This is a genomic window from Subtercola sp. RTI3 (genome assembly GCF_035018625.1).
Taxonomy (GTDB): domain Bacteria; phylum Actinomycetota; class Actinomycetes; order Actinomycetales; family Microbacteriaceae; genus Subtercola; species Subtercola vilae.
Map to the genome: position 1 here is coordinate 69,974 of NZ_JASJXO010000005.1, position 22,479 is coordinate 92,452.

The 22,479-nt window shown below is 67.7% G+C and carries 25 protein-coding genes; 12 read left to right on the forward strand and 13 right to left on the reverse strand.

Annotation, left to right across the window (positions count from 1 at the left end):
* Positions 1-39 precede the first annotated feature (39 nt).
* Entirely contained in the window at positions 40-684 is a 645-nt protein-coding gene (locus QN358_RS03580) for a TetR/AcrR family transcriptional regulator (protein ID WP_323511617.1), read from the forward strand.
* Here the strand turns inward: QN358_RS03580 and QN358_RS03585 are convergent.
* Both QN358_RS03585 and QN358_RS03590 read right to left on the reverse strand, forming a co-directional pair.
* Positions 681-1,274, reverse strand: a complete 594-nt coding sequence (locus tag QN358_RS03585) for an RNase H family protein (RefSeq protein ID WP_323511618.1) — start codon at positions 1,272-1,274, stop codon at positions 681-683. The two genes, QN358_RS03580 and QN358_RS03585, sit on opposite strands and share 4 nt — an antisense overlap.
* Positions 1,275-1,364: 90 nt before the next feature.
* Positions 1,365-1,721, reverse strand: a complete 357-nt coding sequence (locus tag QN358_RS03590; protein WP_323511619.1) for a hypothetical protein — start codon at positions 1,719-1,721, stop codon at positions 1,365-1,367.
* Between the two features lie 52 nt (positions 1,722-1,773).
* Here QN358_RS03590 and QN358_RS03595 point away from each other — a divergent pair, with 52 nt between their 5' ends.
* The 3 genes from QN358_RS03595 to QN358_RS03605 all read left to right on the forward strand — a co-directional run bounded on the left by QN358_RS03595 (position 1,774) and on the right by QN358_RS03605 (position 3,741).
* On the forward strand, positions 1,774-2,139 hold the full coding sequence (locus tag QN358_RS03595) for a VOC family protein (protein ID WP_323511620.1): 366 nt from the start codon (positions 1,774-1,776) through the stop codon (positions 2,137-2,139).
* 206 nt (positions 2,140-2,345) lie between these two features.
* On the forward strand, positions 2,346-2,783 hold the full coding sequence (locus QN358_RS03600) for a hypothetical protein (RefSeq protein ID WP_323511621.1): 438 nt from the start codon (positions 2,346-2,348) through the stop codon (positions 2,781-2,783).
* Positions 2,784-2,874: 91 nt separating this feature from the next.
* Positions 2,875-3,741 carry an NAD(P)-dependent oxidoreductase gene (locus tag QN358_RS03605; RefSeq protein WP_323511622.1) on the forward strand — a complete coding sequence of 289 codons (867 nt, stop codon included), beginning with the start codon at positions 2,875-2,877 and terminating at the stop codon, positions 3,739-3,741.
* Positions 3,742-3,758: 17 nt separating this feature from the next.
* Here QN358_RS03605 and QN358_RS03610 read toward each other — a convergent pair whose 3' ends face one another.
* The 5 genes from QN358_RS03610 to QN358_RS03630 all read right to left on the reverse strand — a co-directional run bounded on the left by QN358_RS03610 (position 3,759) and on the right by QN358_RS03630 (position 8,018).
* Entirely contained in the window at positions 3,759-4,406 is a 648-nt protein-coding gene (locus QN358_RS03610) for a Pr6Pr family membrane protein (protein ID WP_323511623.1), read from the reverse strand.
* A 36-nt stretch (positions 4,407-4,442) separates the two neighbouring features.
* A complete protein-coding gene (locus QN358_RS03615; RefSeq protein WP_323511624.1) occupies positions 4,443-5,231 on the reverse strand; it encodes an SDR family oxidoreductase in 789 nt (262 codons plus the stop codon).
* Entirely contained in the window at positions 5,228-6,121 is an 894-nt protein-coding gene (locus tag QN358_RS03620) for a fumarylacetoacetate hydrolase family protein (RefSeq protein WP_323511625.1), read from the reverse strand. The genes QN358_RS03615 and QN358_RS03620 overlap by 4 nt, the downstream gene beginning before the upstream one ends.
* A 113-nt stretch (positions 6,122-6,234) precedes the next feature.
* Positions 6,235-6,909, reverse strand: a complete 675-nt coding sequence (locus QN358_RS03625) for a FadR/GntR family transcriptional regulator (RefSeq protein ID WP_323511626.1) — start codon at positions 6,907-6,909, stop codon at positions 6,235-6,237.
* 194 nt (positions 6,910-7,103) lie between these two features.
* Positions 7,104-8,018 (reverse strand): alpha/beta hydrolase, encoded by a 915-nt coding sequence (locus tag QN358_RS03630; RefSeq protein WP_323511627.1) that lies wholly within the window; start codon positions 8,016-8,018, stop codon positions 7,104-7,106.
* A 177-nt stretch (positions 8,019-8,195) separates the two neighbouring features.
* On the opposite strand from QN358_RS03630, the gene QN358_RS03635 reads away from it, so the two are divergent.
* From QN358_RS03635 to lipA, 5 genes are all read left to right on the forward strand, one after another.
* Positions 8,196-9,215 carry an LLM class flavin-dependent oxidoreductase gene (locus tag QN358_RS03635; protein WP_323511628.1) on the forward strand — a complete coding sequence of 340 codons (1,020 nt, stop codon included), beginning with the start codon at positions 8,196-8,198 and terminating at the stop codon, positions 9,213-9,215.
* A 99-nt stretch (positions 9,216-9,314) separates the two neighbouring features.
* Positions 9,315-10,259 carry an alpha/beta hydrolase gene (locus tag QN358_RS03640; protein WP_323511629.1) on the forward strand — a complete coding sequence of 315 codons (945 nt, stop codon included), beginning with the start codon at positions 9,315-9,317 and terminating at the stop codon, positions 10,257-10,259.
* Between the two features lie 91 nt (positions 10,260-10,350).
* Complete coding sequence (locus QN358_RS03645; RefSeq protein ID WP_136640708.1) at positions 10,351-10,947, forward strand: DUF1992 domain-containing protein; 597 nt, start codon at positions 10,351-10,353, stop codon at positions 10,945-10,947.
* A gap of 121 nt (positions 10,948-11,068) precedes the next feature.
* Positions 11,069-11,716 carry a lipoyl(octanoyl) transferase LipB gene (lipB, locus tag QN358_RS03650; protein WP_323511630.1) on the forward strand — a complete coding sequence of 216 codons (648 nt, stop codon included), beginning with the start codon at positions 11,069-11,071 and terminating at the stop codon, positions 11,714-11,716.
* A complete protein-coding gene (gene lipA / locus QN358_RS03655; protein ID WP_201799212.1) occupies positions 11,713-12,654 on the forward strand; it encodes a lipoyl synthase in 942 nt (313 codons plus the stop codon). Before lipB ends, lipA begins: the two co-directional genes overlap by 4 nt.
* Before the next feature lie 63 nt (positions 12,655-12,717).
* On the opposite strand, the gene QN358_RS03660 is transcribed toward lipA, so the two are convergent.
* Entirely contained in the window at positions 12,718-14,145 is a 1,428-nt protein-coding gene (locus QN358_RS03660; protein WP_323511631.1) for a protein kinase domain-containing protein, read from the reverse strand.
* A 103-nt stretch (positions 14,146-14,248) separates the two neighbouring features.
* On the opposite strand from QN358_RS03660, the gene QN358_RS03665 reads away from it, so the two are divergent.
* Positions 14,249-14,641 carry a PPOX class F420-dependent oxidoreductase gene (locus QN358_RS03665; RefSeq protein WP_323511632.1) on the forward strand — a complete coding sequence of 131 codons (393 nt, stop codon included), beginning with the start codon at positions 14,249-14,251 and terminating at the stop codon, positions 14,639-14,641.
* A gap of 86 nt (positions 14,642-14,727) precedes the next feature.
* Complete coding sequence (locus QN358_RS03670; RefSeq protein WP_323511633.1) at positions 14,728-15,513, forward strand: hypothetical protein; 786 nt, start codon at positions 14,728-14,730, stop codon at positions 15,511-15,513.
* Positions 15,514-15,523: 10 nt separating this feature from the next.
* Here the strand turns inward: QN358_RS03670 and QN358_RS03675 are convergent, their stop codons facing one another.
* Positions 15,524-17,563 carry a sialidase family protein gene (locus QN358_RS03675; protein ID WP_323511634.1) on the reverse strand — a complete coding sequence of 680 codons (2,040 nt, stop codon included), beginning with the start codon at positions 17,561-17,563 and terminating at the stop codon, positions 15,524-15,526.
* A 128-nt stretch (positions 17,564-17,691) separates the two neighbouring features.
* Here QN358_RS03675 and QN358_RS03680 point away from each other — a divergent pair, with 128 nt between their 5' ends.
* Positions 17,692-18,471, forward strand: a complete 780-nt coding sequence (locus QN358_RS03680; RefSeq protein WP_136640703.1) for a glucosamine-6-phosphate deaminase — start codon at positions 17,692-17,694, stop codon at positions 18,469-18,471.
* Positions 18,472-18,503: 32 nt separating this feature from the next.
* Here the strand turns inward: QN358_RS03680 and QN358_RS03685 are convergent, their stop codons facing one another.
* Genes QN358_RS03685 through QN358_RS03700 form a run of 4 tightly spaced genes read right to left on the reverse strand, consistent with a single transcriptional unit; the run spans position 18,504 to position 22,478 of the window.
* Positions 18,504-19,604 carry a DUF4862 family protein gene (locus QN358_RS03685; RefSeq protein ID WP_323511635.1) on the reverse strand — a complete coding sequence of 367 codons (1,101 nt, stop codon included), beginning with the start codon at positions 19,602-19,604 and terminating at the stop codon, positions 18,504-18,506.
* The gene (locus QN358_RS03690) at positions 19,601-20,746 is read right to left on the reverse strand and encodes a Gfo/Idh/MocA family oxidoreductase (protein ID WP_323511636.1); all 1,146 of its coding nucleotides are present in this window, start codon (positions 20,744-20,746) and stop codon (positions 19,601-19,603) included. The genes QN358_RS03685 and QN358_RS03690 overlap by 4 nt, the downstream gene beginning before the upstream one ends.
* Positions 20,743-21,747, reverse strand: a complete 1,005-nt coding sequence (locus QN358_RS03695; protein WP_201799211.1) for a Gfo/Idh/MocA family protein — start codon at positions 21,745-21,747, stop codon at positions 20,743-20,745. Before QN358_RS03695 ends, QN358_RS03690 begins: the two co-directional genes overlap by 4 nt.
* Positions 21,744-22,478, reverse strand: a complete 735-nt coding sequence (locus tag QN358_RS03700) for a FadR/GntR family transcriptional regulator (RefSeq protein ID WP_323511637.1) — start codon at positions 22,476-22,478, stop codon at positions 21,744-21,746. The genes QN358_RS03695 and QN358_RS03700 overlap by 4 nt, the downstream gene beginning before the upstream one ends.
* Between the last annotated feature and the right edge of the window lies 1 nt (position 22,479).

The window sequence follows — 22,479 nt, forward strand, 5'->3', positions numbered from 1 at the left end:
TATTCCGTTTTGCAATCGGTTTTACTCGAAGGGCCAGCCATGACAGTTGTCGACGAGGGTGCCACGGCCGGGCTGCCGGCGTCGGTGCCCGTGGTGCCCGCGGTGCCCGTGGTGCCCGGGCGGCCGAAGCGTGCTGACGCGCGCCGCAACGAGCAGGCTTTGCTCGACGCCGCAGCCTCGGTGTTCGTGAGCTCGGGCGTCGATGCGCCCGTACGCGAGATTGCGGCGGCGGCCGGGGTGGGTGTCGGAACGATCTACCGGCACTTCCCCACCCGCGCCGACCTCGTCGTGGCCGTGTACCGGCACCAGGTCGAAGCCTGCGCTGAGGCCGGGCCGGCTCTGCTCGCGTCGCACAGGTCGCCCGCCGAGGCGCTCGCCCGGTGGGTCGACCTCTTCGTCGACTTTCTCGTGACAAAGCACGGGCTCGCGGCTGCGCTGCGATCAGATCGCGACGGTTTCGACTCTCTGCACGCGTACTTCATCGACAGGCTCGTGCCGGTCTGCGCCGACCTGCTCTCGGCGTCGGTCGCCGCCGGCGAGAGCCAGCCTGGCGTCACCGCGTATCAGCTGATGCGCGGCATCGGGAACCTCTGCGCGGGAGCCGAGCACGACCCCGGCTACGACGCGCGTCGCCTCGTGCAGCTGCTCATCGCGGGGCTGCGAAGAGGCGCCGAGCGGCCTTAGAAGAGAGTGTCGTGTGCTGGCCTCTGGCTGGCTGATGCCTGTGGTGCAGACACCGGTCGCGCCGCCAGTGTGGCCGGGGCTGCTGCAGAAGCCGCAGAAGCCGCGGAACCGTCGATGCGCGGGGCGCCTCCCGGGTAGCCTGGGCCAGTGTCGGGGGTGCGGCCCTTGGCGTAGGCTTCCGCGGCACCGCGGGCACGAACATCCGCTGCCTCGTTCAGGGTGTGACCGACGTGGCCCTTGACCCACTCGAAGCGGTAGCGACGGCCCACGATGGCGTCGTCGATCTCTTTGATGAGGTCGAGGTTCATGACCGGTTTGCCGTCACCCTTTCGCCACCCCTTGCGCTTCCAGCCGGGCATCCACTTGGTGATCGTGTTGATCACATACTGGCTGTCGCAGAGAATGTGCAGGTCGTCGTCGACGTGTGCGGTGGCGCGAAACAGCTCGAGCACTGCCTTCAGTTCGCCCATGTTGTTCGTGCCGTGCGGCCAGCCGCCGGCGCCCCAGGTCGAGTCGTCGATGTACCAGGCCCAGCCGGCGGGCCCGGGGTTGCCGAGGGCAGAACCGTCGGCTGATGCGGTGATAGTCATTGCCCCAAGGGTACCGGTGCCGGGCCGAGTGCTCTGATTCGGGTGCCCGTGCGGCAGTGCGTCTGCCGCATGCGCCAGTGCTTCGGCGCCTCAGTCGTCGTCGTGCGCGCCGAAGTCGGGGCGAACATCCCAGGCCGTCTGCCGCCGCAGCGCTGCAATGAGTGTCAGGGCCTGAAGTCGAGCCTGGTCGGTGCTCACTGTGCTGTACACGTCGAGGGCGAGCGGCGGCGGTTCGCCGAACTTCGGCAGCTCGACCTCGACCCACGCGCCGTCGGCCAGGGCGATTCTCGGCATGCCGAGCTTGGCGTTCTCGACCGGCGCGTCGACGGCCAGCGAGATCACGGCCAGGGCGTCGAGCTTCGAGATGGCTTGGTACAGGACGATCGTGGCGCAGTATTCGGGCACGCTCGCGGGTGGCGTGCTTCGTCGAAACCATCGGCCGGGCATCCTTCAAAGTTACCCGCTTGCATCCCGCCCGCCGAAGCCCTAGCTTTTTGGCATGATCGGTACCCTGGACGTTGTTGTTGTCGACTGCCCCGACCCCGAGCGCCTGGCCGACTTCTACGCCGAGCTGCTCGGAATGCAGACGGTGTCGCGCGACGCCGACTGGTGCGAGATCGTGCCACCCGGTGACGCTCGGCCGTTCCTCGCCTTTCAGCGGGCCGACGGGTATCGGGCGCCCCAGTGGCCGGGTCAGGATGTTCCGCAGCAGTTGCACCTCGACGTGAAGGTCGACGACCTCGACGTGGGCGAGCAACAGGTTCTCGCCATTGGCGCGACGCTCACCGGTGCCGGAGCCACGACGTTTCGCGCGTACCTCGACCCCGCTGGCCACCCGTTCTGCCTCGTCAGGCCCGCCGACTAGCGTTTGCCCCTGGAGGCCAGTGTTTTCAGGGAGACGAGGTCTTCATCTCGCACACCGGAGACAACGAACCTGGTGCGCGATCGAGCATCCGAAGTTCTGGTATGAGCGCAACAACAGCCCGACGGCTGCGAGTCAAGCGGTAGACGAGGTCGGTGAAGAAAGCGTTGACTCGATTGAGAGAGCAATGTGACGAAGAGGAGGCCGCAGTGGCGAACATGACGGCAGGCGATTTGGGGTTGAAACCGGATTCGGGACGGGCGAAAGACCTGTACGGGTGGTTTCTGGCGAGCCTGCTGTTTGGGCGGCCGGTGCAGCAGGAGGTGTCGGCCGCGACGTGGCGGGTGCTGGTGAAGCACGGGCTGACGAGCCCGGGGCGGTTCGCAGAGTACGACCGCGAGGGGCTGCGGGCGCTGCTCGATGAGGGGCACTATGCGCGCATCGACTACGTGATGACAGATGAGCTGCACGAGGTGATGCACCGGGTGAAGTCTGAGCACGGGTCAGTGAGCCAGCTGGTGAAGCGGGCCGGGTCGCGTGTGGAGCTGAAAGCGACGATGTTGGAGTGGAAGGGTATGGGCCCGAAGACGGCAGACATCTTTCTGCGGGAGGTACCCGACAGTGTGATCGGCAGCGCTACGGCGTGACCGGCAGCGCGAAGGCGTGACCAGCGGTGCCGGCGAAGCCCGGCGAGAAGCTTGACGAACAACCGAATAACCGAACAACAGGGAGAACACCATGAAGGTCGCACTACTCGGAACCGGAACGATGGGCGCCGGAATGGCCCGCTCGCTGCTGCGGGCGGGAATCGACGTGACGGTCTGGAACCGCCACAGCGAGAAGGCGAAACCCCTCGAGAGCGACGGCGCGACGGTCGCCGAGTCTGTGTCAGACGCGGTTCGTGAGGCCGACGTGGTGCTCACGATGCTGTTCGACGAAGCCGCCGTGACCGAGGTGGCGGTCGAGTTTCTGGCGAACATGGCCCCGGATGCCGTCTGGATGCAGTGCGCAACGGTGGGGGTGGCGGGGGTGGGCCGGCTCCAGGCACGTGCGGCCGAGCACGGGGTGAGCATGGTCGACGCCCCGGTGGTGGGAACGAAGAAACCGGCCGACGAGGGCACGCTCGTGGTTCTGGTGTCGGGGGAGGCGGCGAGCATCCGGAGCCTGGCGCCCGTGCTCGACGCGATCGGCTCGAAGACGGTGGAGGTGGGCGACGCACCCGGCAGTGCGAGCGCGCTGAAGCTGGCGTGCAACGCGTGGGTGGCGTCGCTGACCGCGGCCACGGCGCAGTCGGTCGAGATGTGCCGGCTGCTCGGAGTCGACCCAGCCCTCTTTCTGCACGCGATCGACGGCGGCCCCTCGAACACGCCCTACGCGCAGCTCAAGGGCGGCATGATGATCGACGACGACTTCACGGCGTCATTCGCGGTCGATGGGCTGGCGAAAGATCTGGGGCTGATGCTCGAGGCGGTTCAGGATGCCCGTTCGGGCTCCGAGGCTCCGACCGAGATGTTGCAGGCCCTCGCCGGGCTGTTCGGGCGGGCGAGTGCGCTCGGGCACGGGTCAGACGACATCGCGGCGGTCGTGACGGCCTTCCGCCCGTAGTACGAAGTGGGGGCGACTCACGCCCGTAGCCGGGCCCGCTCCGCCGCACGAGAGCGGCCCCGGCCGTACCCGACCGCCAGCGCGCCGAGGCCGACGAGAAACGCGGTGAGGCCCACGATGTAGCCGATGACGCTGCCCCAGCCGCCGTTGGCGGGGTTGAGAAACGGGTACGGGTAGATGGTGCCGCCACTTGCGGCAGCGCGAACGAACGTGTAGACGGCCCACGCGATCGGGTAGGTCACGACCACCCAGAGAGTGCGCCAGCGCAGCACCGGCCGCCCGGGCGAGAGTAGCCAGTCGAGCACGATGATGATCGGCACCCAGACGTGCACGATCTCGTTGGGCCAGCTGAGCCCCTGGAAGCCGGGCGAGGGAGCCCCACGCAGCAGCAGGTTGTAGACCGCCGCGGTGACGATGGCGTAGGTGAGAGTGGCCATGCGCACGGTCGTGTACAGCGTGGTGTCGCGGGCGAGCCTCAGCGCCATGACGCCCCCGACGACCAGCACCACGATGTTGAACAGACTGGTTTCGATGGTGAAGTAGCTGAAGTACTCCCACGGGTCGAAGGCGTTGTGCACCACGCGATCGGCGATCTGAATCACGATGGTGGCCAGCAGGCCGAGCCCCACCAGGAGCCGCACTGCTCCGACTGCGCGTCTGTTCATGGTGGGTATTCGACGCCGAGGGCGTGAGCGCTTGCCTCACCCCTGATTCGGGCGCGGCCTCAGCGAGTACAGGCCGCCGTCGACGGCGAGAATGACGCCGTTCGTGCTCCGCGAGGTGGGGGAGGCCAGGTAGGCGACGGCCTCGGCCACCTCGTTCGGCTGAACCAGCCGGCCGGTGGGCTGGCGGCTCTCGAGGGCTGCGCGTTCTGCCGCGGGGTCGGCGGCCGAGTCGAGCAGCCGGCCGACCCATGGGGTGTCGGCGGTGCCCGGTGCGACGGCATTGACGCGAATGCCCAGCGGAAGGCAGTCGGTGGCCACCGCCAACGTGAGGGCCGAGATGGCCCCCTTCGAGGCGGAGTAGAGCGCCCGTTGCGGCAGCCCGGCCCAGGCTGCGATCGACGAGGTGAAGACGATGGCGGCCTTCGACGACTCGCGCAGGTGCGGCAGTGCGGCACGAACGGTGCGAGCGGAGCCGATGACGTTGATGTTGAGCACGCGCATCCACTCGTCGTCGTCGTTTGCCTCGATGTCGCCCTGGGCTCCGATGCCGGCGTTCGCCACCACGATGTCGAGCTGGTGGGCGCTGGCGACGACCTCGGCGATGGCCGCCGTGACGCTGGTCGTCTCACCGATGTTGCAGTGCACGCCGATGAGGGGCGCGCTGACCTGCTCGGGTGTGAGGTCGAGGCAGTACACGGTCGAACCGCGGCGGTAGAGCTCTTCGGCGATGGCTTTGCCGAGACCGGATGCTCCACCGGTGACCACGGCGACGGTGCCGTCGTAGCTGCCGTCGTCGGCCCGTCGCGTGAGGGTGCTGTCGGTCACGAGGGGCTCCCGGGGTGGGTTGGCAGTACCGTCTGGCGCACAGACTGGCGCTGCGTGCCGAGCAGATCGATGCTGCACTCGAACACATCGCCGTCGGCGAGGTACGGGAAGCGGCCCGACAGGCCGACGCCCTCGGGGGTGCCCGTGTTGATGAGGTCGCCCGGCTCGAGCACCATGAACTGGCTCAGCTGGTAGACGATGGTGGCCACGTCGAAGATGAGGTCGCTGGTGTTGGAATCCTGGCGCGGCTCGCCGTTGACAGTTGAGGAGAGGCGCAGGCCCGACCCGTCGCCGACCTCTGCCGTCGGCACCAGCCACGGGCCGAGCGGGTTGAACGTCTCGGCGCTCTTGCCCTTGCTCCACTGGCCGCCCGAGATCTCGATCTGGTAGGCCCGCTCTGAGACATCGTTCGAGACCGCGAAACCGGCGATGACGCCGAGCGCTTCGTCGGGGCTGCTGAGATAGCGGGCGCGAGAGCCGATGACCACGGCGAGTTCGACCTCCCAGTCGGTCTTCGTCGAGCCCGGCGGGATGAGCACGGTGTCGTAGGGGCCGACGACAGTGTTCGGGTGTTTGAAGAAGATCACGGGCTGGGTGGGCGGCAGCGAACCCGACTCGACGGCATGGGCCGCGTAGTTCATGCCGATGCAGATCACGGCGGTCGGGCGGGCGATGGGGGCACCGACGCGGAGCACCGAGCCGTCACTCGGGTCGCCCAGCGTGGCGAGGGTGCCGGCTACGAGGGCAGCAGCCACCTCGGCGATGCCGCCTCGCGCGAAGAAGGCGCCGTCGAGGTCGGCGGTGAGGGAGCTGAGATCGAAGAGGGTGCCGTGCTCGTCGAGAACGGCGGGGATCTCGTGGCCGAGGGGGCCGAGGCGCAGGAGCTTCATGCAGGGCTTTCTGTAGGCGGTGGGGTTGAGGTGACTCCATACATCCTATGTTTAGCCGCCGCTCGGCGCTAGAGCGGGTTCGGGCAGCAGTGTGCCACGCTCGGCTTTCGACCTCAGGTGGTGGCGCGCCTGATCCACCCCTCGATGCCGGCGATGTGGGCCGTGACGAGGCCCTTGGCGAGCTCGGCGTCGCCCGCCGCGATGGCCTCGACGATGGCCGCGTGCTCTGAGAGCGTGCGGCCGGCTGCGTTCTCCTCGGTGATTCCGCGCCAGAGCCGTGCTCTGACGGTCTTGCTGCTGAGGGCATCGAGCAGCGTCGAGAGGTAGTCGTTGCGGCTGGCCGCTGCGATGCGCCGGTGAAAGTCGAGATCGTGCTCGACGAGGGCCGCGACGTCGTCGGTGGCGGCCGCGAGTTCGATGCTGCGTCGCAGGTCGGTCAGGGCATCCGGTGTCATCCGTGTGGCGGCCAGGGCGGCGGCCGACGATTCGAGAATACGGCGCACCTCGAAGAGTTCGAGCACCGACTGGTCTTGGTGCAGGTCGACGACGAACTGCACGGCCTCGAGCAACAGGCCGGGCTCGAGGCTGGTCACGTAGGTTCCGTCACCGCGGCGCACGTCGAGCACCCGGATGAGTTCGAGCGCCTTCACCGCTTCGCGAAGGGAGTTGCGCGAGAGACCCAGCCGCTCGCTGAGCTCGGCCTCGGGGGGCAGGCGGTCGCCGGGCCGCAGTTCGCCGCGCAGAATCATCTCGCGGATGCGGCTGATCGCTTCGTCAGTGACGGCCATGGGGTCTCTCGGGTTCGGGAAGGGTGTTCAGACATCCTATGTGTCGGGCGTGCCAACTGAACAGAGATCTGCACCGATGGCTGAGTATTGCGGCTATCGAGCCGCCGCTCTTGTATGAGGGATCGTGTGCCGCATGCCCTGTGTCACATCGGTCTGCTGGCCAGAATGGCCTTGCCTCGTCGGGGCGCCCGGGGTCAGGGGCGGCGAGCGGGGGCGACGTGCGCGAGGATGCGCCGCCAGTGGCTCACGAGGGTGAGCTCGCGGGCGCCGGCCGCGCGGATGACACGCGAGCGCGGGATGCGGCGGCGGTACCACTGGCCGTCCGCAGCCGCTGTGGCGGCTGTGTCAGAACCGGAGCCGTCGGAGCCGTCGTCGGCCCGGTCGCCGTAGACCAGCAGCGTTGCGGCCGTGATGCGCGGCAACTCGTCGACCCAGCCGCGGTCGCGGAACGCGAGCAGGTCGGTGGCGATACCGGAGGGGCCCTGCGTGCTGGCTTCGGCGAGCATCCGGTCGATGCGGCCTGCGACACCCGGGCGGGAGAGGGCTGGGTCGTCGTCTGCGATGCCGAGGGAGGCGCGGGTGAGGGTGGGCCGGGCGCCCAGTGCGCGGGTGAGTTGCGACAGCGGGGCGTGGGCGTTCATCGATGAGAGGCCGACGCGGCGGCGAACGGTGTCGCCCAGTGCGGCTGCGGATGCCCGGGGCAGCCCCACAGCGACAACCCTGTCGACCAGGTCGGGGTGCCGCGCGGCCAGCGACAGCGCGACGGCCCCGCCCGTGCCCCAGCCGACCACGCCCACCGTGCCGAAGTCGGCGCCTCCGACCGCTCTGGCTTCGTCTTCTGAGCTGGCGAGGAACATGGCCAGGTCGTCGGCCCGGTCTTGGATGGTCGGAATGGCCCCCTCTGGGAGCGGGTCTGAGGCCCCGTAACCGGGGCGGTCGAGCATCAGCAGATGAACCGGCCACTGGGCGGTGACGGTGGGGTTCGGGTCGAATGCGCCCGCGCCGGGGGTGGGGTGGCAGAGCACGATGAGGCGCTTCGACGCCGGGTCGCCGGCGGCCGAGACGCCGAGGCCGCGCCCGTCGTCGAGCATGAATCTGTGATTGGCCACGCGCGTGCCACCCCTCGAGCCGGTCGCGCCATGCGAGGCGCGTGACGAACAGTACCGTTTTACTGAATCACGGATCGGCGGCGGGCGGGGGTAAACCCTGGGAGGGTTGACAGCGGCGCGCCCGACTGCGGCGATTGCGGTGCACAATGAAGGGAGGCCAGAACCCCGGGAGAGACCATGCCAGACACCGCACGCCCCCTCGCGAAGCTGGGCTTTCTGAGCATCGGGCTGTTCGACGAGGCCGACCCGTTCGCTGGGCACGAGAGCACCCTGCAGATCATCGAACTAGGCGAGCAGCTCGGGTTCGACAGCGCGTGGCTGCGCGACCGGCACCTGCAGTACGGAATCTCATCGCCGGTCGCGGTGCTGGCGGCGGCGAGCCAGCGAACGACCCGCATCGAGCTCGGAACCGCGGTGATTCCGCTCGGCTTCGAGAACCCGTTTCGGTTGGCCGAAGACCTCGCTACCGTCGACGTTCTCAGCCGCGGCCGGCTGAACGCCGGTGTGAGCGTGGGGCCGCCCACGCACTTCGACGACATCAAGGCGCACCTGTACCCCGACACGGCCGAGGGCGAGGACTTCGGGCACGATCGGGTTCTGCGCCTGCTGGCGAACCTGCGAGGAGACGCGGTGAGCACGTTCGCCGGAACAGAGGGCATCGAGGCCTATTCGCCGCGCATCCAGCCGCACTCGCCGGGCCTCGTGAATCGCGTCTGGTACGGCGCCGCCGGGCTCGCCTCGGCCGCATGGGCAGGCGAGAACGGGCTGAACCTACTCACGAGCAGTGTGGTGCGGGCCGAAGAAGACGACGACTTCGCGCGCATCCAGCGCTCGCACATCGACCTCTTTCGACAGACTCACCCGCTCGGCCAGGCGGCACGCGCGTCGCAGGGGCTCGTCGTGATTCCGACCGACACCGCGACTCCCGAGCAGGTGACGAGGTACCGCGCCTACGCCGAGAGCCGGTTCGCGCGCACACAGACGCCGCAGGGCCCGCAGCGCATTCTGTTCGCGCCCGACATCGTGGGCAGCTCTGCCGAGATTGCGGATGCTCTGCGAGCGCACGCCGGATTCCAGGCCGTCGACGAGGTGGTCTTCGCGCTGCCTTTCTCGTTCGAGCACGCCGACTACGTTCAGATCCTCACCGACGTCGCCACGGTGCTCGGCCCCTTGCTCGGTTGGAAACCGGGCGCGTAGCGCCCTCTGCACCGGGCCTGCAGGCCGCTCCTCGCTACACCCTGCGAGCGCACCAGGTGAAACCCCGCACGCCACCCGTGGGTGCGGCAGAATTGCAGGGTGGCGAGTAGAACAGACGTGATCGGGTTCTGGGCGGTGCGCAGTGCGGTGACGCTCGGCGCGCTGGTGTCGGTGTGGGCGGCAGTGTCGACCGGGTCGATGCTGGTGCACGGGCATCCGGCATACACCGTGATTCTGGCGGTCACCTTCGGCGTGTGTGTGGTGGTGGCGGTGCGATCGTGGCGCCGGCGAGTGGTGGTGCGCCGACGATTGCGACCGCTGCGGGTGGTGGCGTTCGGGCTGGGGGTCATCGTGATTGCAGCCGTGGCATGGCTGGTGCCGTCGTCGGCTGACGAGCCGGCGCTCGCGGCAATGCGCTCTGATGCGGCTGTCACCGTGACCGAAGACGCCACAGAAATCGTGCTGACTCCGACCGGCACGGTCAGGGCGACCGGGGTGTTCTTTCAGCCGGGTGCCACAGTGGATGCCCGGGCCTACGCCGCCGTTCTGAGGCCGCTTGCCGAGGCGGGGCACCTCGTTGTCATTCCGAAGCAGCCGCTCGGAATCGCCTTTCTCTCGGCGGCCGCGTTCGGCGGAGCGCGTTCGGCGCATGCCTCCGTGACCCAGTGGGTGGTCGGTGGCCACTCGCTCGGTGGAACCGTCGCCGCCATCGACGCAGGCTCGTTCGCCGGCGCCAGCACCTGGAAGGTGGTGGGGCTGCTGCTGTACGCGTCGTACCCTGCCACCGACATGAGCGGCCTCGGCGCCCGGGTGCTCTCGGTTTCGGGGTCGAACGACGGCCTTGCGACGCCGGCGAAGATCGATGCATCGAAGCCATCGCTTCCCGCCGACACGCAGTATGTGGTGATCGCCGGGGGAGTGCACGCGTTCTTCGGCGATTACGGCCCGCAGGCGGGAGACGGGGTGGCGGGTGTCTCTCACGATGATGCCCGCACGCAGATCGAGCAGGCCAGCGTGACCTTCGTGAACGGGTTCGACGGCTGAGATGAGGCGGCTCGGCGGGGTGGTGTGGGCAGCCCCGCGGGGCATCCGGAGCCCCCTCGACGAAGCGCTGGGCAGAACTTAGGCTTGACGCATGAGCGGCAAGAACGAGCGCAGTGACGCTCGCCTGAATGTGGCCCGGTATAAAGTCGATGGCACGACCCCCGGCAGCGCGGAGCCCGATGACGAGGCCGACACCGCGGGCCAGCCCCGAATGGAGGCACGGGCGCAGTTCGTCGAGATCGCCATTCAGCAGGCCATCCGCCGCGGCGATTTCGACAACCTGCCGGGCGCTGGCAAGCCCCTCAGCGGGTTGCAGCAGACGTACGACCCCGACTGGTGGATCCGCAAGAAGATCGAACGCGAGAACATCACCGGCCTCGGCCCGCCGGCGCTCACTCTGCGCGCAGAGAACACGGCTCTGGATGCCCGGCTCGACGCCGCGCCCTCAGAAACGGCCGTTCGCGACCTGCTCGACGACTTCAATCGGCGCATCGTCGAAGCGCGCCGGCAACTGAAGGGCGGGCCGCCGGTGATCACACCGACGCGCGACATCGACAGCGAACTCGAGCGGTGGCGGCAACGCCGTGCCGAGCGCTATCAGGAGATGCTTCAGGCGCGCGAGCGGGCCGACGCTGCCCTCGAGGCGATGTCGTGGCGGGAGCGTCGGCGGGCGAGGCGGCGGGGGTAACCGCGGTGCCGCCACGATCAGATGCGCTGGATCTGACGCACCCCAGGGGGCAGCGGGGCTCCTCGCCGGCAAGCGGTCAATGCCTTTTGTGAACTCAGTACATTTAATGCGACCATGGTGCATGATCGAATTCTGCCCGCTCGACCTCGGTAGCCGGTTCATTCCCTATGACGAGGGGCTCGAGCGCCAGCGCGACCTGCACCGAAGAGTTGCCGCGCGCACCGCACCCGACACGGTGCTGCTGCTCGAACACCGCGCGGTGTATACCGCCGGCAAGCGCACCGAACCGAGCGAGCTGCCCACCGATGGCTCGGAGGTCGTGGTCTCTGATCGCGGTGGCAAGCTCACCTGGCACGGCCCAGGGCAGCTCGTCGGTTACCCCATTCTGCGGTTGCCCGAACCGCTCGACGTGGTTCGGTACGTGCGCGACCTCGAGGCGGCGCTCAGTGCCGTGGTAGCAGAGTTCGGTATTGAGGGGCATCGCGTCGAGGGCCGCTCGGGAGTGTGGGTGACGCAGAACGGAGCCGAGGCGAAGATCGCAGCCATCGGCATCCGGGTGTCTGAAGGCGTCTCGATGCACGGTTTCGCCCTCAACTGCAGCAACAGCCTCGAACCGTATGAGCACATTGTGGCCTGCGGTATTCGCGACGCGGGCGTGACCACGATGACCGAGGTACTCGGTCGACGGATCGAACCGCGGGAGGTGCAGGCAGCAGTCGAAGAGCAACTCTGTCGGGTGCTCGAGCGCGTGCCGGCGGTGGCGGCATGAGCGCCACCGTGGGGGATCGCAAACTGCTGCGGCTCGAGGTTCGAAACGCCGAGACCCCCATCGAGAAGAAGCCGGAGTGGATCAAGACCCGGGCACGGTTCGGCCCCGAGTACCGCAAGCTGCAGGAGCTCGTGAAGAGCGAGGGACTGCACACGGTCTGCCAGGAGGCCGCCTGCCCGAACATCTTCGAGTGCTGGGAAGACCGCGAGGCGACCTTTCTCATCGGCGGTTCGCAGTGCACGAGGCGGTGCGACTTCTGCCAGATCGACACGGGCAAACCCGCCGACTACGACACCGACGAGCCGCGCCGCGTGGCCGAATCGGTGCACCAGATGCAGCTGCGCTACGCCACGGTGACCGGAGTCGCCCGAGACGACCTGCCCGACGAGGGAGCCTGGCTGCACGCCGAGACGGTGCGCCAGATTCACGCGCAGAACCCGGGCACCGGGGTCGAACTGCTCGCTACCGACTTCTCGGGCAACCCGGCACTGCTGGCCGAAGTGTTCGCCTCGCGCCCCGAGGTCTTCGCCCACAACGTCGAGACGGTGCCGCGTATCTTCAAGCGTATTCGGCCGGCGTTTCGCTATGAACGGTCACTGGATGTTCTCACCCAGGCCAGCGACGCGAAGCTGGTGACCAAATCGAACCTCATCCTCGGCATGGGCGAGACCCGCGCCGAGGTGAGTGAGGCGTTGAGCGATCTGCGCCTCGCGAAGACCGACATCATCACGGTGACCCAGTACCTGCGGCCGAGCCCCCGGCACCTGCCGGTGGCGCGGTGGGTGCGGCCGGAGGAGTTCGTCGAGATCGCCGAAGAGGCCGAGCAGCTGGGTTTTCACGGGGTGCTCGCCGGCCCCCTGGTTCGTTCGTCGTACCGCGCCGGCCGACTGTGGAGCGAGTCGATGAAGAAAAAAGGATGGGCCTCCGTCACGGTGTGACAATGGCTCATCGGCGTGGCCCGGTAGTCGAATCGGTGACCTGCACGGTTGCGACCGATGCGGTCAGTGAACCAGTGGGGCCAGGGCGGCAACCGGCGGTGCTGTGTTCACACGGATCTCGCTGGTTGTCCGCATTCCCACGTGACGCAATTCGAGCTGGCTGACGACGAGGGCGGCGAGGTCGTTCAGGTTCTCGACCTCTTCGTTCGACACTGCATGCGGCTCGAAATCGATGACACAGAGGGTGCCGATCACTGTGCCGCTCGAACGTTTCAGCGGCACGCTCGTGTAGAAGCGCATGCCGAAGTCACCTGTCACCAGAGAACTGTCGCTCGAGCGCGAGTCGAGCATGGTGTCTTCGATGACCACTGGCTCGGACTGTGGTTGCGCGGTGAGTGTCAGATTCAGGTTGCCGGCCGCCGTCTGCTCTGCAGACGTGTCGTAGTGCGTCTTCAGCCACACCCGATCGTGGTCGAGAACGCTGATGATGCAGATGGGCGCCGCGAACAACCGCGCCGCCATCACCGTCACGCGATCGAGGGCTTCGTCTGGCAGGGTGTCGAGAACGCTGGGGCGCGGCGCCAGAGAAGGGTGCTTCTCGTCGTCGTCGAACAACGGGTGCATCACCTCGTCTTTGTGACGCCCGCTCTCAGCGATGACGACCTGCTTCAGAATCGCGACAAGCTCATGCCGCACCGGGCGCTCGAGCGGGTTGCGAGCCGTCATCGCCCCGAGCAGCTGTCGCCAGTAGTCGGGCAGCTCGGCGGGAATCACGGGGTCGCGGCGGAGGCGTGCGATGGCCGACTCCACCACGCTTCCGGGGTACTCGAGTGAGCGCGTGAAACATTCCAGCAGCACAAGGCCGAGTGCATACACATCGCTCGCGGGCCCGACCGGGCGCCCAGAGGCCTGCTCGGGGCTGAGATAGGCGGCGGTGCCGGTCGTGGCGCCTTCGGCGGTCATCCTTTCGATGTCCGCGGTCAGGGCCACACCGAAGTCAGTCAATTTGGCGCGGGCACGGGGTGAGCCGTCGCCGTAGTCGACCACCAGAATGTTCGACGGCTTGATGTCGCGGTGAATGACGTTGTGCGCGTGAATGTAGTCGAGCGCCTCGGCCATGTCGTAGCCGATTTCGGCAATGTGCCGGGCCGACAGGGCCGACACCCCCACCCGGTCATGCAGGTCGCTGCCGTTGACCAGCGCCATGACGATGTAGCGGTGGGCACGGCCGTACTCATCGCGGTCGATACCCGCGTCGTACAGCTGCACCAGTGCGTGGTGGTCAAGGCTTGCCAGAACCGCCAGTTCGCCCTCTTCTCGACCCGCATCGGCGGCGCTGTTGGTGAAGAGTTTGACCGCCACCTCGCGCCCGAGAATCTCATCGCGCGCCCGAAAGACCGTCGCCATTCCGCCCTGCCCGACCGGCGTGCCCAGGCGGTAACGACCACCCAGAACCTTCTCGGAAGGACCCTTAGACACCACCTCGGACACGTGCACCCACTCTCGTTTTTTATCATACGTTCGGTGGCGAGGCTCACGCATAGGGGCACGCTTCGTCTGGCGGGGTGTCGTGCGTACTGTATGATCTGCTCGCATGACGCTCTCTGACGAACTGCTGGCCCTGCTGAATTCACGCGCACTCTGCTACATCGCCACCACGATGCCGAACGGCTCGCCCCAGCTCACCCAGACGTGGGTCGACACCGATGGCGAGAACGTGATCATCAACACGGTCGAGGGGTTTCAGAAGCTGCGCAACATCGAGCGAGACCCTCGCGTGGCCGTCGCCCTCTCTGACCCGGGCAACCCCAGCCGGTACTACCAGGTTCGCGGTACCGTGACATCGACCGAGACAGAGGGAGCAGTGGAGCACATCGAGAAGCTCGCCCAGAATCACCTCGGAACCGCCTATCCCTGGTACGGGGGCCGCGACCAGAAGCGGGTCATCCTCGTGATTCGGCCTGACAAGATCAGTTCACAGGGCTGATCAGCGGGGGTGCTTCGTCTGCGCGTCGCAGTGTGCGGGCCAGGGCGCTGCAGCAGACTGGGGGCACCGAGGAGAAAGAGCGCGCTATGCCACGCATCCTGACGCAGCACACCCTGAAGCCCGATGTTCGGCGATGGACGGGTATCTCAGCCATCGCCGTGGCTGTTCTCATGTCGAGCGAGTTCGTTGTGAAGGTGGCCGCAGTGGGCTCGCGCCCCGAACTCTCAGACGAGTCGGCGCTCGCCGCCTTCACGGCGAAAGTGGCGAACGCTTCGCTGACGGTCATCTTCATCGACATCTTCCTCATGGCCGCGCTGGTTGTCTTTCTCGCAAGCCTGCGCCAGCTCATCACCGTGGCCCGGCACGACCTGCAGTGGGTCGCCGACCTCAGCTACGGGTCGGGGCTGGTGTTCGTCGCGGTGACGCTGGTGGGTGATGCACTGGATGCCGGTGGTGCGCTCGACACCGTCGGCCAGTCTCCCAATGGCACGGTCATCCGGGCGCTCATCGAAGGGCACATCGTGATGTTCGGTTCGATCGGTGGCATGCTGACAGCCCTCGTCGTGGCGGCGGCCGGCTATGTGACGTTCGCGTCGACGACCCTGCCTCGCTGGACGGGCTGGTTCGCATTCGCCGTGGCGGCAACCAATCTGCTCTCCGTTCCGGCCATCTTCAACGGCACCAGCTCGAAGAACCTGTTCTCGGCGGGGGGCCCGGGGGTGACGGCGACCGCCACCTTTCCGTTTCTCGCGTGGGTGATCGTGGTGGGCGTCGTGACAATTCGCGGCGAGCGGCACCACCGTGAGCGGTTGGCCGAACGGGTGGGGCATCGCACCGCAGAGAGCCCCGTGACGAGGCCCTCCGCGGTGTGATGCCCACGCGTTAGCGAAGACTCACCGGTGTTCCGAGTATTCGGGCCGAGGTGGTGGTGGTGCCGACTGTCACACCCCACGTCGTGTCGGGCACGAAGTAGCCCTGGCTGGCCTCGGCTGCGGTGACGGTGTGGGTGGGTGTTGTGCAGGTGTACGAGGCGCCGGCAGCCAGTGATGAGTAGCGGCAGTTGCCCGTTCCTGGAGCCACCAGCGGCGTGAAGTTGCCGCTCGAGGGGGCTACCGAGACGGTGGTCGCGGTGGTGTTGGTCGCCGCGAAACGGTACGCGATGGTGTCGCCGGCAGCATACGGGCTTGCCGCCACGTCACGGCCCGCGTCGGCCCGTGCGCCCACGATGCTGACGCCGGAAATCGTTGCGCTGTCGACGTGAACACCCGCGGTCAGGTTCACCGGGAGCCCGAGTACACGCCCGCTCCCGCTCGACGACGGTGAGACCGACCAGGTTGTGTCGGGCACAAAGTAGCCCTGGCTGGCCTCGGCTGCGGTGACGGTATGGGTGGGCGTCGCACAGGTGTAAGAGGCGCCGGCGGCCAGGGCGAGGTAGCGGCAGTTGCCCGTTCCTGGGGCCACGAGGGGTGTGAAGTTGCCCGCCGTGGGAGTTGTGCTGACCGTGCCCGTCGAGTGGTTTGTCACGCGAAAGGAGTACGGCACTTGCTCGCCCGCGGAGTACGGTGCTGTGCCGAGGTTTCGTGCGGCGTCGGTTCGCTGACCTGTGACAGTGGTGCCCGCGATGGGGGTGACCCCACCGCACGAATAGGCCAGCCACGCGTCGTTCAGTGCGGCGAACTGGATGCCCGTGGAGTAGCTCGACTCATAAAGCACACCAACAGAGTCGCCTCCCAACCTCGCCGCTACTGAGTATGCCGAGAAGCCGGCATTCAGTTGGCGGGCGAAAGGCCACGTTGCGCCGTCGTCGCACGAGACACGGGCGGTCAGGTTCTGCCGGGCCGACTGCGAGTTCGCGTTGGTGAAGAGCAGTATTTTCGCCTCGGGCGTGCCGGCCGCCGCGTCGGGGTACAAGCGCACGAGCGAGGCGTTGTTGGCCGGGTCGGGCAGTTCGAGGTCGCTGGTGACCGGGCCGTACGTTGCACCACCGTCGCTTGACAGGGCGACCTTGCGATAGCCCTGGTTCGCGTGGTCGCGGGAGTTCAGGAGAACGCGGCCGTCAGAGAGCTCGACCGTCTTGTTCTCGTCCATACCGGTTCCGACGAATGCGCCGCGCGACCACGAAGCCCCATGGTCGTCGGAGTAGACGCTGTACGCCTCGACCTGGTTCGTACCGTCGGCCTGCCGAACGTCACCGGCGAACTGTTGGATGAGCCGGCCGGCGTGGCTGCCGTAGTTCAGTTGTATGCCGGAACCCGAGGTGGCGAACATCCCCCGCACATCGCCCGCAACCGGAGCCGCGCTGCTGGTTCCCGGTTTGACGACGGAGGTGATGAGCCGCGGCGCTCCCCAGGTGAGACCCAAGTCGGTCGACTGCGAGACCTGCGCGCTGATCACCTGGCGGTTCGCGTCGTCGTTGCCGAAGGTGCTGCCGCCGAAACCTTGGTCTTTCGAGTACACCGAGAACAGAAAGAGGGTGCCTGCAACGTGATCGTAAACGTAGCTGGGGTCGCTGTAGCCGTATTTGTTCGCTCCTGAGCCGGCCGTGTCGGGGTTTCCTTGGAGAACCGTGGCCTGGGTGCTCCAGGTTGCGCCGCCGTCGGTGCTTCGGCGCTGCACGATCGAATTCGGGTTCGGCGAATCGGCCGCACTGCCGGGTCGCCCATCCCAGGCGGCGACAACCACGTTGTCACCCAGATAGCTGAGCGCGGGGATGCGGTACGCGGCAAAGGGTGAGACAAGCGTGGGGGCCAGGTTCGTGGTGGTGAGCGTGCCCGGTGGATCACTCGGGGTCGCGCTGGCGGCGGGGGCGCCGAGCAGTGCGGCGGCTGCGAGGCTGGCGGTGAGTGCGGTTGCGAGGAGTGCGGTGCGACCGGTGCGTGCCGTGCGTGCGGTGCGTGCGGTGCTAAGGGGTGCGTGAATCATCTATGAATCCTTTCCCTGAGATACGACATCTGACGTCATATTTGCGGTAACTCTAGCAAGGAGTCGCCATAGGATGGAAGGGACATCTGATGTCTGGTGTCATGATTTCCAATCGAGGAGAGTGCGGCATGGCAGAAGTGGTCATTGTGAAAGACGCAGACGAGGGCGGTGCTCTTGGCGCGGCGGTGGTGGCGCGGCTGGTGCGGCAGACTCCGGCGGCTGTGCTGGGCCTTGCCACGGGGTCAACCCCGCTGACGATGTACCGTCACCTCGCGGTGCAGCTCGCTGGGGCTGACCTCGGGCAGGTTCGGGGGTTCGCGCTCGATGAGTACGTGGGGCTGCCGACTGGGCATCCGGAGAGCTATCGGGCCGTCATCGACCGAGAAGTGGTGGTGCCGCTGGGGCTCGACGCCGGACGGATTGCCGTGCCGAACGGCAAGATCGAGACAGCAGAGCATGCCGGGCGCGACTACGAGGCGGCCATCGCTGCGGCGGGTGGGGTCGACCTGCAGATTCTGGGCATCGGTACCGACGGGCACATCGGGTTCAACGAGCCGGGGTCGTCACTCGCCTCACTGACCCGGGTGAAGACGCTGGCGCCGCAGACCCGTGCTGACAACGCGCGGTTCTTTGAGTCGATCGATGACGTGCCGATGCACTGCATCACGCAGGGAATCGGCACAATTCTGAGGGCGCGGCACCTGGTTCTGCTGGCGTTCGGGGCATCGAAGGCGCACGCGTTGGCGGCGGCGGTCGAGGGGGCGGTGAGCTCATCGGTTCCGGCGTCGGCGATTGCGCTGCACCCGCACGTCACGGTGATCGTCGACGAGGCAGCCGCGGCCGAGCTCGTCAACGCGGACTACTACCGCTACGTGTTCGACAACCGGCCGGCCTGGCAGGAGCTGTAACTCAGCGGGCCGACCGACGGGCCGAGGTGGCGTCAGCCTGTGAGTGCGGCGTGTTCGAGGGCGGCGAGCGTGGCGAGGGTGGGGGCGAGCCTGTCGAGGTGGGTCAGTCGGGTTCGGGATGCCCCCACCTTCACCCCGACGTACGCGAAGCCGGTCGGGCCTGCCAGCGCCAGGGTGCTCTGCACGATGTCGCCGGTCAGCAGCGAGGTCGGCTCGAGGCCACTTCTGCGGTCGTTCTCGGCGGCGGTGACCGGGCCATGCCCGGCGGCACGTGCCCAGCCGTTCGCGGGGGCGGCGACGGGCAGATGCGCGTCGAGGAACGCCTTGCCGTACTCGGTTTCGACGGGGGAGACGCCCGAGAACATGACCGCGGTGGGGGTGCCTGCGGAGACCATGGCGGCGAGGTGGGCCGCCGGCCCGTCGACGCTTCGCGTCTCGATGGCCGAACGTGCCCAGTTGAGCGCATGGCCGATGGCTGGGCGCAGAGCGGAGGTGGCCGATGCGGGTGCAGCCGTCTGCGTGGATGCCTGCATGGCGGAGATCGCGGCATTCGCGGCAGCGACGGCTGCGATCTCGTCAGCGAGGCTCAGAAACCCTTTCTGGGCACGCAGACGTGCGCGGCCGGAAACCGCTGGCACCACGGCGTCGCAGTGCTCGACCATGAGTCGGGCCGAGCCCCACGGCCACGCGGCCACCTCGCTGAGTGACGCGGCGAAGCTCTCGGTCGACGACCGCGCCTCGAACGAGTGCGGTGCGGAGTGAATCTCTACGGCCAGCACCGCGGCGTCACCCCGCTCGTGCTGAAGTCGACGAACCTCGGCGTGCACGCGGGCGAGGTCGTCGATGGCGCGGCGTCGCCCGTCGGTGTTGTCAGAAGCGAGACCGAAGACGGGATCGGTCGCCAGCGTGCGACCGGTGCCCGGAATGCAGGTCACGACGGAGCCCCACGCCGGGTCGAGCACTTCGGCGAGACGTTCAACGCCCCGGGGGTGCAGGGTGCCGGTCCACGCCAGCTCGAGGCCGCCCACGCCCGGAATGGCGCGGAGGTGCCGGTACCACTCGTCTTCGGCCCGCGGGTCGAGGTCGAGCTCGCCTGGGGCCGCGGCATAGGCGCCGACAATGAACCCGCTCACGAGTGCACCCCGATTCGTGCCGCGCCAGCAGCGCTGCCAGCACCCGCAGCGCTACCCTCAGCAGCGCCGTCAGCCGTGCCACCAGCACTCTTCGCCGGCGCGCACACCGCGCGTGAAGCCACCGAGCGATAGGCAGCATCGATCACCGCGAGGCCTGCCCGGGCATCCGCCAGGCCGTAGTCGGGTGCTCGGCCCTCGACCGCACGCCCCACGACGTGGTCGAGAAACAGGCGCAGCGCTACCGCAGACCCATCGCCGCCCACCGGGTGCGCCGACAGCGCGGGGTGCCCGCCGTAGCGCAGCACGGCCGGTTTGTCGTCGTCGACCACGGCGTGCCCGTGCGAACCGAGCAGACGAATGCTCGAGCTGGTCGGCCCGAGCCCGGGCGCGAATGCCACCCGGCCCACAGTGACGGTGCAGGTGACCCCGTGCTCGAGGCCGAGCGACACCACGGCGGTGTCTTCGACACCGCGGTCGGCATGCCCGGCTCCGAACAGTGCGCCCGTCATCGCGTAAACCGACTCGACTTCGAGGCCGGTCAGGTAGCGAACGGCGTCGACGCAGTAGCCAAGAAAGTTGAGCAGTTCGCCGCCACCGCTGAGAGCAGGGTCGATGACGAGCCCCGGACGCTCGACCGAGGTGCTGAAGTGTCGGCCGCTGGCGAGAAATTCCACGTCGAGGTGGCGCGGCAACCCGAGGTACCCGGCGTCGACGTAGCGCCGGGTGCGGCGAAGCGCCGGGGAGTGCGTTCGATTGATGACGCTGCAGAAGCCGCGGGCATCGCGCGCGGCGTCGAGCACAAGGTCGGCATCGTCGAGCGTCGTGGCGACCGGCTTGTCGACGACGACATTCACTCCGCGTTTCATTGCCGTGATCGCGAGGCGTGCGTGCCGGGTGGGCTCGCTGCAGATGAAGGCGAGATCGACTCTGTCGGGGTCGAGCGCATCGTCGACGCTCGGCAACCAGGCCGTCTCAGCGCGGCGGGCGACATGCTGGCTGTCGCGCAGCATCCACTCGGGTACGCCCGGTTCTTCGGCGACGCCCACGAGTTCGACGCGTGGGTCGTGGCGCAGAATCTCGAGGTACGGCCCGGCGTGCCGCACGCCGCTGACAAAACTGACGCGCACCGGCCGGCCGCTCACAGTGCCACCGTCTGCTCGATCTGCACGGGTTGGCCGGTGTCGAGCGATTGTTGGGCGGCCACGGCCGTCATCAGTGCAGCGCGGGCCTGGCGGTTTGTCACGAGAAACGGCTCTTTCGTTCGGATCGAGTGCACCCAGTGTGCGAGCTGGGCGGCGAGGGCGCCCTCGATCGAGGCTGGGGGTACCGGATGCCCGGGCGATGCCAGCCCCGGGTCGGCCTCTGTGCTGTGCGCGAGTGTCGCCTCGGTTCCCGCCAGCACGATTCGGCGCAGAAACTCGCCCGGCTGGCGAAGCGCGTAACAGAGTTCGAGGGTAGCCAGAGAGCCGTTCTCGAACCGCACCAGAAGCTGAAAGCTGTCGGGCATCGGCATGTTGGCGGCGAAGGTGGCGAACTGCCGCGCGAACACCTCGACGGGCCGGGAGTTCATCAGCCATACCGCGAGGTCGATGCTGTGGGTGCCGTTGTGCACCGGATGCCCGCCCGAGAGCGCCGTGTCGAGCTGCCACCCGCGCCAGCCGTTCGGCCACACGTGGCCGGTGTACCACGTCACGTGCAGCAGCTTCGGGTCGCCGATGTCACCCGACGCGACCTGCTGCTGCAGTTCAGCGATCACGGGCTGAAACCGTACGGTCTGCCCCACCATGAGTGTGCGGCCACGGCCTTCGGTGGCCGTGACCATCTCGTCGAAGTCGGCCACCGTGAGTGCGGCGGGCTTGTCTACGTGCACGTGTTTACCGGCGTCGCCAGCGGCGATCACCCAACGCTTGTGGTCGGGAGTTGCGTTGCAGACGTCGACGGCGTCGATGCCGTCAAGCCCTACTGTGCCGGCGATGTCGGTCGTGCCGATGGCGCCGGGCGCGAGTGCGGCGACGCTCTGGGCGCGGCCGAGGTCGCTGCCCGCGACGTGCGTCACGCGCACCCCCGAAAGCTGGCTGAGCGCGACGACGTGTTCGCGGGCGAAACTGCCGGTGCCCACCACGGCTACCCGTAGCGGAGTCACTTCTCGGCTCGTCGGGCGTTCGCTTTCTGCAGCGCGCGTCTGAGGGGTAGGTAGTGGTCGATCACGGCCTGCTTGTAGTCGTCGATGCGGCCGGCTTCTGCGGCATCGAGCATTGTTCCGTGTGCTTTGGCCGTCTCATCCATATCCGCTGCTGGGGCCAGCCCCAAGAGGGGATAGACCACGGTGTTGACCTCCCAGAAGGCGGCGACCAGCTGGCCGACCAGGGCATTGTCGAGATAGCTGAGAAGCCGGGTGTGAAAGGCGAGGTCTTCTTCGGGAAAGGCTTCGTTTCGAGTTGCTTTGTCGACCATGGTGCCCACGAGGGCCCGCAGTTGCTCGTCGTTCTGGCCTGTCAATGCCGTCACGATGGGCCCGGCCATGGCCAGGTCGAGCGCCTCGCGCACTTCGACTACTTCGCGGAGTGCTGCGAAGTTGTCTTCGGGGCTCAGTACCCCACGAAAGACGAGCCCTTCGACGAGGGGTGCGAGCGAGAGGTTGCCCACATAGGTGCCATAGCCGTGGCGTACTTCGACGATGTCGAGGGCGGCGAGAGTGCGAATGGCTTCGCGAACACTCGAGCGACTCACGTTGAGCGTCGCGCAGATCTCCGACTCGGTGGGCATGAGATCGCCGGGTCGCAGGTCGTTTCGCAGAATGAAATTCTTGATCTGGTCGGTGACCGAATTCCGCCTGCGGCTCATGTCGGCAGGAAAGATTTCTCCTGCCGTCATC